At 70.2% G+C, this 8,249-nt stretch carries 8 protein-coding genes; 2 read left to right on the top strand and 6 right to left on the bottom strand.

Annotated features, from left to right (window positions below; all coding sequences use genetic code 11):
• The coding region (locus EJK15_RS36240) for a serine hydrolase domain-containing protein (protein WP_138714994.1) at window positions 1–239 on the bottom strand (239 nt) is incomplete at its 3' end.
• Window positions 240–407: 168 nt separating this feature from the next.
• Window positions 408–1,253: a helix-turn-helix transcriptional regulator gene (locus EJK15_RS36235; protein ID WP_138714993.1), complete on the bottom strand. Its 846-nt coding sequence runs from the start codon at window positions 1,251–1,253 to the stop codon at window positions 408–410.
• A 55-nt stretch (window positions 1,254–1,308) separates the two neighbouring features.
• On the opposite strand from EJK15_RS36235, the gene EJK15_RS36230 reads away from it, so the two are divergent.
• Both EJK15_RS36230 and EJK15_RS36225 read left to right on the top strand, forming a co-directional pair.
• Window positions 1,309–2,886 carry an AMP-binding protein gene (locus EJK15_RS36230; protein WP_138714992.1) on the top strand — a complete coding sequence of 526 codons (1,578 nt, stop codon included), beginning with the start codon at window positions 1,309–1,311 and terminating at the stop codon, window positions 2,884–2,886.
• Window positions 2,887–2,922: 36 nt separating this feature from the next.
• Window positions 2,923–4,350 (top strand): hypothetical protein, encoded by a 1,428-nt coding sequence (locus EJK15_RS36225; RefSeq protein ID WP_206061306.1) that lies wholly within the window; start codon window positions 2,923–2,925, stop codon window positions 4,348–4,350.
• 24 nt (window positions 4,351–4,374) lie between these two features.
• Here the strand turns inward: EJK15_RS36225 and EJK15_RS36220 are convergent, their stop codons facing one another.
• The 4 genes from EJK15_RS36220 to EJK15_RS36205 all read right to left on the bottom strand — a co-directional run bounded on the left by EJK15_RS36220 (window position 4,375) and on the right by EJK15_RS36205 (window position 8,174).
• Entirely contained in the window at window positions 4,375–5,361 is a 987-nt protein-coding gene (locus tag EJK15_RS36220) for a LacI family DNA-binding transcriptional regulator (RefSeq protein WP_171074718.1), read from the bottom strand.
• A gap of 108 nt (window positions 5,362–5,469) precedes the next feature.
• Window positions 5,470–6,741 (bottom strand): glycoside hydrolase family 1 protein, encoded by a 1,272-nt coding sequence (locus EJK15_RS36215; RefSeq protein WP_240777436.1) that lies wholly within the window; start codon window positions 6,739–6,741, stop codon window positions 5,470–5,472.
• Complete coding sequence (locus tag EJK15_RS36210; RefSeq protein WP_138714990.1) at window positions 6,742–6,966, bottom strand: MFS transporter; 225 nt, start codon at window positions 6,964–6,966, stop codon at window positions 6,742–6,744.
• A complete protein-coding gene (locus EJK15_RS36205; protein WP_138714989.1) occupies window positions 6,948–8,174 on the bottom strand; it encodes an MFS transporter in 1,227 nt (408 codons plus the stop codon). Before EJK15_RS36205 ends, EJK15_RS36210 begins: the two co-directional genes overlap by 19 nt.
• Between the last annotated feature and the right edge of the window lie 75 nt (window positions 8,175–8,249).

Below are 8,249 nucleotides of genomic sequence, written 5' to 3'. Positions count from 1 at the left end.
GCCACCCGGGTCTCCAGGGCGATCAGGCCCTCACCGAGCAACTGCCACACCAGCGAGGCCACGACCGGCTTGGTGGCCGAGAACAGGCAGAACCGGTCGGAATCACGGGCGTCGCCGAACGACTCGAACACCACGATCTCGCCGTGCCGGGCGACGGCGAACTGCACGGCCGGCCAGACACCGTCGTCAACCGCTCTCTGAATGTGGTCGCGCATGAGAGCTCGGCCAGTGGGCTTCATTGCGTCTCCTCGCACAAAAGGCACACAAATCTACACGGAGCGTTACTTATACGTCTCAGTGTCTCTGGGAGAGCAACTTAACCGCTGGTGAACTGCGGAACAAGAGCTTGTTGAAACGTTTTTTAGCCACGTTCGGAAACAGGCGCGACACCGCCACCTCGATGGCCATCAGGGCAGGCGGCCCAGCCTCCGGGCGATGACCACGGCCTCGTGCCGGGACCCGGCGCCGAGCTTGCCCATGAGGGACTTCATGTAGCTCTTGACCGTGAAGGTCGTCAGGCCGAGGGCCGAGGCGATCTGCGCGTTCGTCAGGCCGCCCGCCACCAGGGCGAGCACGTCGCTCTCGCGGGCCGTCAGCATGAGCGCCGCCGGCTCGGCGTCCTGATCGACGTGGCTGCGGGCGGTGAACCGCTCGGCCTCCCGCAAGAGCTCCTCGCGGGTCACCGGATCGGTGGTCCGGGCGGCGAGAAGACGCAACTGTGTGTAGGTGTCGCGCAGGGATGTGCGAAGCCGGCGGTTCTCCTCGATGACCGCCTCATCGCCGCCCTGCGGCCGCTCGATCGTCTCCAGTGCCTGCGCGACGACGAGATCGTGCTCGAGCGCTCTCGTCTCGTCGGCGACGACGTCATAGATGCGGCCGCCGATGATCTGCGCGTCGCGGAACGCGGCGTAGATGACGGCGACCGTCCGCTTGGCGACCACCACCGGGACCGCCACCATCGCGCGCAGCCCTTCAGCCTGGATGATGCGGTCGTACTGGTGCGTGATGTGCGGAGCGCGGACGTAGTCGTTGACGACGACGGGCCGCTGGATCGAGGCGGCCTTCCCGCCGAGGCCGTGCCCGAAGGAGAGCTTCACCCCGGACAAAGGGCCCACGACCGGGCCGTCGAAGCGTTCGAGGAGCACGCCGTCACGATCGACCGGCCCGGCGAACGCCAGGGAGACCCCGGTGAGGGACCTGATTCTGGCCAGCGTGGCCTGCACGCGCCCGGCCTGCGGCTTCCGGGTCACCATCGGTACCCTCTTCGGAGGGTACGCGTGTTGAACATCACGGCGCAGAGTATGGCCCATGTCATACGCGGATCACAGGGCCTGCCACTCCTCGGTGAAGGCGCAGATCGAGTCCTGGCAGGTCGCTTTCGGCGGCGCCGAGGCGTGCGCGGCAGAGCTGTTGTGCGACCGTCACGACCCGTCCGCGGTCGCCTTCACCTTCGTCGAACCCGACCTCAGCGCCCGCGATCTGACCTACGCAGAGCTGGCGGACGCGTCCAGGAGGCTGGCGACGGTGCTGGCGCTGTCCGGAGTCGCCGCCGGCGACAGCGTCGCCGTGCTGATGGGCAAGCGCAGGGAACTGATGGTGACCCTGCTGGCGATCTGGCGGCTCGGCGCGGTGCACGTGCCGTTGTTCACCGCGTTCGCGACGCCCGCGATCGAGATGCGCATCCGGGCGAGCGGCGCCCGGTTCGTCGTCACCGAGCCGGGCCAGCAGGACAAGATCGCTCCTCTCTCGGATCTCACGGTGCTCGTGGCCGGGCCGGAGCTGGACGAGCTCATCGCCGGGTGCGAACCGATGCGTGACGCGGTGGCCGTCGGGGGAGAGGGGCCGTTGATCCGCCTGTTCACCAGCGGCACCACCGGGGCGCCGAAGGCCGTTCCCGTCCCGGTCAAGGCGCTGGCCTCCTTCGCCTGTTACATGCACTACGGGCTGGACGTCACCGCCGAGGACGTGTTCTGGAACGCCGCCGACCCCGGCTGGGCCTACGGCCTGTACTACGGCATCCTCGGGCCGCTGGCCACAGGCCGGCGCAACCTGCTGCTGAACGCCGGGTTCACCGCCGAATCCACCCTCGCCGTCTTCCGGGCGTTCGGAGTCACGAACTTCGCCGCCGCGCCGACCGTGTACCGCGGCCTGAGGCGCAGCGGCATGGTGGACGGCCTCTCCCTGCGCCGCGCCTCGTCGGCCGGCGAGCCGCTCACGCCCGACATCACCGCATGGGCTCCCGGCGCGCTCGGCGTCGAGGTACGCGACCACTACGGGCAGACCGAGCACGGCATGATGATCGTGAACGCCTGGCACCCCGACCTCGCCGAACCCACCCGGCCCGGCTCGATGGGCAAGCCGCTGCCCGGCTTCGCCGCCGGCATCATCGACGGCAAGGTGGCGCTCGACGTCACCGCCAGCCCGCTGATGTGGTTCACCGGCTACACCGACGCCCCCGACAGGACCGCCGAACGGTTCACGTCCGACGGGCGCTGGTACCTGACCGGCGACGCGGGATCCGTGGACGACGACGGGTACTACTTCTTCTCCTCCCGCGACGACGACCTCATCCTGATGGCCGGCTACCGCATCGCGCCCTTCGACGTAGAAAGCGTGCTGGCCACCCACCCGGCCGTCGCCGAGCTGGCCGTGACGGGACGGCCCGACGAGCTGCGCGGCGAGGTCGTCGAAGCGTTCGTCGTCCTGGCCGACGGGGTCGCCGGCTCGCCGGAGCTGGTCGCCGAACTGCAGCAACTCGTCCGTACCGGCTACTCCGCCCATGCCTACCCGCGCCGCGTGCACTTCATGGACGCGCTGCCCAAGACCCCCAGCGGAAAGATCCAGCGCTACCTCCTCCGCCAGTCCGGCGCCCCCGGCCGGCCCTGACCCTGAACGAGCGCCCCCGATCCATTGGAGGATCACTTGTTCCGACGCATCCCCCGCCTGCGCCGTACCACCGCCGTGATGGTCGCCGCCTGCGCACTCGCCCTGTCGGTCGCGATCCCGGCCACCGCACGCGACATGGATCCGAATCAGCCGCTGCCCGGCTACACGGCGGACAACCCCCAGTTGCCCCCGCTGACGGTCGGCGGCCGGCCGACCCGCGTTCTCCAGGGCATTCACCGGCACGCGGCCTACACCATCGAGATCCCGCCGAAGTGGAACGGACAGCTGGCGATGTTCGCGCACGGGCTCCGCGGTGACAGCACCGTCCTCACCGTCGACGTCCCGCCCTTCGGGCTGCGCGAGACCTTCATCGAGCAGGGCTACGCCTGGGCGGCGTCCAGCTACACCAAGAACGGCTACGACGCCGGTGACGGCGTGACCAGCACCCGGAACCTGGCCCGCCATGCCGCCCGGCTTCTTCCCCACCGGCCCAGCCGCATCTACTTCACCGGCGGCTCGATGGGCGGGCATGTCCTTGCCCGATCCCTGGAGGAATACCCCGGCTATTACGCGGGCGCCCTGTCGCTGTGCGGTCAGCTGGGCGACAACCGCGTGTTCGACTTCTTCCTCGATGCCAACCTGGCGGCACAGGCCCTGTCCGGCGTGGACGCCTACCCGGCACCGGCGGACTACGCGAGCGCCCTGCTGCCGCAGATCCAGTCCAAGCTCGGGCTCACCGGCCTGCAGCCCGGCCAGAACCCCGCGGGCGAACCCGGTCGGCAATTCCAGCAGATCATCACACAGCTGTCCGGCGGCCCACGGCCGGGTGCCGACGCATCGTTCTCCCTGTACGCGAACGCCATGCTGACCTTGGCGCCCACCGGACCCGGCTTGGCCCAGAACGTGACCACCCGTTACACCCCCACCACGCCCATCGACATCAATCCGATCGTCGAGCGCGTCGCCCCGGCCAGCGTCGAGGAACGCAACAGCATGGCGTTGAACGCCGTCCCGCGGATCGTCGGCAAGCCCCGGGTACCCGTGCTCAGCCTGCACAACCTGGGCGACCTGCTCGTGCCGTTGTCGATGGAGCAGATCTACGCGCGTGCGGTCGCCCGCCACGGTCAGTCCGACCTGCTCGTGCAGCGCGCGATCCGCAGCGCAATGCACTGTGATTTCACCTCTGCCGAGGTGATCACAGCGTGGAACGACCTGCGCGCGTGGGTCGAGGCACCCGGGCACCGGGCGCGCGCCGGCGCCCGTCCGGCCGGAGACGACTTCCTGAACCCGCGGAACGTCGCCTCGCCCACGTTCGGCTGCCGCTTCACCGACCCCGCTGCGACCCGGCCGTTCTACGAGGCATGCCCCGGGCACCCCTCGCTGACCGGAACGGCAAGCACGCCCATCCGATCCATGGCGCGCGGGACCTGGGTCGGGTGGGCGCACGGCGTGGTGGCGTGCTGAGGCCCCAGGGGATTCGCCGACGGCTCAGGCGGAGCGGCGGATCACCAAGGTCGCGCTCTCCGGCGGCGCGGAGCGGCGGGCGTCCGGTCTTTCCAGGCCGTTGAGCACCGCGTCGGCCAGTTTGGCGGCGACGGCCTCCATGTGCTGGTTGATCGTGGTCAGGGGCGGTTCCGCGAAGCGGGCCATGGGGATGTCGTCCACCCCGATGACGGCCAGGTCGCCGGGCGCCGACAGCCCGGCGGCGCGCAGGCCGGCCAGCAGGGCGATGGCCACGTCGTCGTTGAAGGCGCACACGGCCGTGACGCCTTCCGCCCGCCAGGCCCGCGCCGCCGCTGCCGCGGCCTCGGCGTCCAGCACGACCTCCCGCACCGACGGCGGCGTCAGGCCGTGCTCGGCGCAGCCCTGCCGGACGCCCTCCAGACGCGGGTCGAAGAAGGCGCGCATGCGGGAATCGGCCGGGGCGGCGTAGCCCATCCGGACATGCCCCTGCGACACCAGGTGATCGAGCTGCATCCGCCCGATGCGGATCTGCCCGCGGGTCATCACGTTCGGCTCGCCCTCGCTGTCGCCCCAGACGTTGACCACGTACGTGCCTGCGGCACGCATGTCGGCGCGGTGCTCCTTGGCGACGGGGGCGAAGGAGACCACGGCGGCCGGTGTCAGGTCCTTCCACAGGGTGGCGGCGGTGCGTCCGCTCTCGATGCGGGTGATGACGCTGAGCCCGTGCCGTTCCAGGTCGGCGGTGAGGTGTTCGATCAGCTCGATGGCCGTGGCGCCGAGCGGGATGTTCGCGATGAGCAGCAGCACGATGTCGCTGCGGCCCAGGCGCAGGGTGCGGGCCGCGGCCGAGGGAGTGTAACCCAGCTTTTCCACGGCCGCGAAGATGCGCTGCCGGGTTTCCCCGGAGATCTTCTGGTGCGACACGTTGTTGAGCACGTAGCTGACCGTGGTCTGCGAGACTCCGGCCTCCCTGGCCACGTCGATGGACGTGACTCGCCGCGCTTTGGCCATCGAGTCTCCCTGGTCCAGCCTGCCACCGTACTGAATCGTATCAGCGGTGCGGGCCAGGAGTCGTCCGGCGGCTCCAGCATGGCGGTGCGCCATCCCTGCTCCATTTGGTCAGGGACGGCCGGTGTCCAGGCAGGCTCCGTTGGTCGCGGCCACCTGTCCCAGCCAGTGCAGGCTCGGCTTCGGGGTGCGTTCGAAGGTTTCGCGGTCCACGGTGGCCAGGCCGAACGTCATGGCGTAGCCGGCGTGCCATTCCCAGTTGTCCAGCAGCGTCCAGTGCAGGTAGCCCAGCACGTCGGTGCCGTCGGCGATGGCCTCGCGCAGGCTGGTGATGGCCTCGCGGGTGTAGGTGATGCGCAGGTCGTCGTCGGCGGTGGCGATGCCGTTCTCGGTGACCAGGACGGGCACGCCGGTGAAGCCGGCCGCGAGGCGGACGGCGTTGCCCAGGGCTTGCGGGTAGTACTCCCAGCCGGTCTGGAAGGTGCGCTCGGTGCGGGGTTGCCTGAGCGGGGCGTCCGGTCCGAAGACCATCCGGGTGTAGGTCTGCACGCCGACGAAGTCGTCGTCCTTGGACAGCTCCAGGAACGGTTCTGCGATCTGCCGCAGCATGTCGGCCGTCTTCTGCTCACCGCCCTCCGCCGCCTGGAAGTCCTGGATGGTGAGCGACCAGCCCACGCGGGCCTTCGGCTGGAGTTCCTTGACGGCGGTGCGGGCGCGGCGGTGCGCCTCGCAGAGGTTCGCGACGCCCTCGGGGGTGGTGACGGGCAGGGCGACGGTGGCGGTGCCCGGCTCGCCGCCGACGCGGCGGGCGAACGCCTCCGCCGGGTCCTCCTGCGCGGCCTCGGCCGGTCCGCCGTAGGCGAGCAGGCCCGTCGCGGTCAGCAGCGCGCCCACGTTCGGCTCGTTCAGCGTGACCCACCAGGTGACCTCGCCGGCGAAGTGGGTGACGACCTGGCGGCAGTAGCGTTCGAACAGCTCGGGCGCCTCCGGCTGGTTCCAGGCTCCGTCACGGGCGAACCAGGCGGGGACGGTGAAGTGGCTGAGCGTGACAATGGGGGTGAGGCCGCGTTCGTGGCAGGTGGCGGCCATGCGCAGGTAGTGGTCGAGCTCGGCGCGGGAGAAGCGGTCCTTCTCCGGTTCGACGCGCGACCATTCGACGCTGAAGCGGTAGGCGTTGAGACCGGCGTCGGCCAGCAGGTGGATGTCCTCCGGGTAGCGGTGGTAGCTGTCGCAGGCGTCGCCGGAGGGGGCGGCGAAGGTGCTGTTCGGCACGTGCTCCATCGCCCAGATGTCGCTGGCGGTGTTGTTCCCTTCGACCTGGTGTCCCGAGGTCGCGGCTCCCCACAGGAAGGAGTCGGGGAAGGCGGGCATGCGGTTCTCCATTCACTTGACCTTCTTGACCGGGACGATCGCCACGGTCGCCACCAGCGCGATCAGGATCGCCATCACCCAGACCAGGCCGTAGCCGCCGGTCAGGCCGACGACCTGGCCCGCCAGGACCGGACCGATCGCCCCGCCGAGGCTGAAGCCCATGCCGCCCAGGCCGAGGTCGCGACCGGCGGCGCCCTGCCGGTCAGGCAGCACGTCGATCAGCAGCGCCCGGTCCACGGCCAGGTAGCAGCCGATGGCCAGGCCGCCGACACGATGGCCTGGACGAACATGGCCGGCAGCGCCGGCCACACCAGCGGCACCAGCATGGAAGCGGCGAACAGGATCGAGGCGCCGATGACGAAGGGCTTGCGGCGGCCGATCCGGTCCGACCACCTGCCGGTCACGAGCATCGAGACGAGCATGCCCGGAAGGGTGACGATCGACAGGACCGGGATGATCCGGGTGGCCTCGGCGGCGCTGAGCGCGGGCTGGACGTAGCTCTGCAGCATGTAGAGGCCGAAGGCGTTCGACACGGCGTAGCTGATCGCCATCGTCAGTGAGGCGATCCAGACCCAGCGGAAGTCGGCCGAGCGCAGCGGGACCAGGAACGACTTCAGCAAGCCCGCCCAGTTGGCATCTGGCGCCTGGAGCGCGAGCGAGGACCGGTCGCGGGCGACCAGCACGAACAGCAGGCCGGTGACGGCCAGGGCCAGGGCGAAGGGGTAGTAGCTGTCCAGGCCCATGACACCGAAGACGATGCCGACGGCGACGGCGCCGAGCAGAGCCCCGACCGACGTGCCGATCCCGGACAGCGCGGAAACGGTGGCGAGCTTGTTCTCCGGTATCCGGTCGGGCACGGTCGTGTTCAGCGGCCCCTGTGCCAGGTTGATCGCCACCTGGGCGAGGGACCAGAGCGCGATCATCAGGCCGATGCCAGCCGAGTAACGCACCCCGATCAGCAGGGCGGCACCGAGCACCGCTCCGCCGGCGATGTAGGGAGCGCGCCGTCCCCAGCGGGAGCGGGTGCGGTCCGACAGCAGCCCGGCGACGGGCTGAACGAGCATGGTGGCGATGGCGCCGACGGCGGTGACGATCGACAGGCTGCTCGCCCGGGCCGCCTCGTAGGAGGCGAGCAGGCCGAGCTGGTGCTGCTGCTGGGCGGTCGCCGTAGCGGTGCCCGCCTCGATCTGCGCCTTGAGGTTGGTCAGCTGATGCAGGTCGGCGGTGGCGTCCGGCCCGGTGAACCAGATGGCGAACTCGATGTCCTGGATGTGCAGCGGCAGGATGATGGAGCCGATACCACCGTAGGCCGCTGTGATGCCCGCCATCGCGAGGATGTACACGAGCAGGTAGCGGCGGAAGGGCGGCCCGCCGAGGTAGGTCATCGACGTGCCCGGCACCGAGGGTTCGGCGAGGTGAGGCGGGAGGGGTTGGGCTGTGGTCATCGCAGTGGCTCCTCACGAGAGCGCGGAGGGTGGGAAGCGGCGCCGTCCATCGGCCGGGGTGGCCCGCCGCTGCCG

It is taken from the genome of Nonomuraea basaltis, assembly GCF_005893125.1.
GTDB classification, from domain to species: Bacteria; Actinomycetota; Actinomycetes; order Streptosporangiales; family Streptosporangiaceae; genus Nonomuraea; species Nonomuraea basaltis.
The sequence above is the reverse complement of the archived record's forward strand: the minus strand, read 5'-3'. Positions and strand labels throughout refer to the sequence as shown.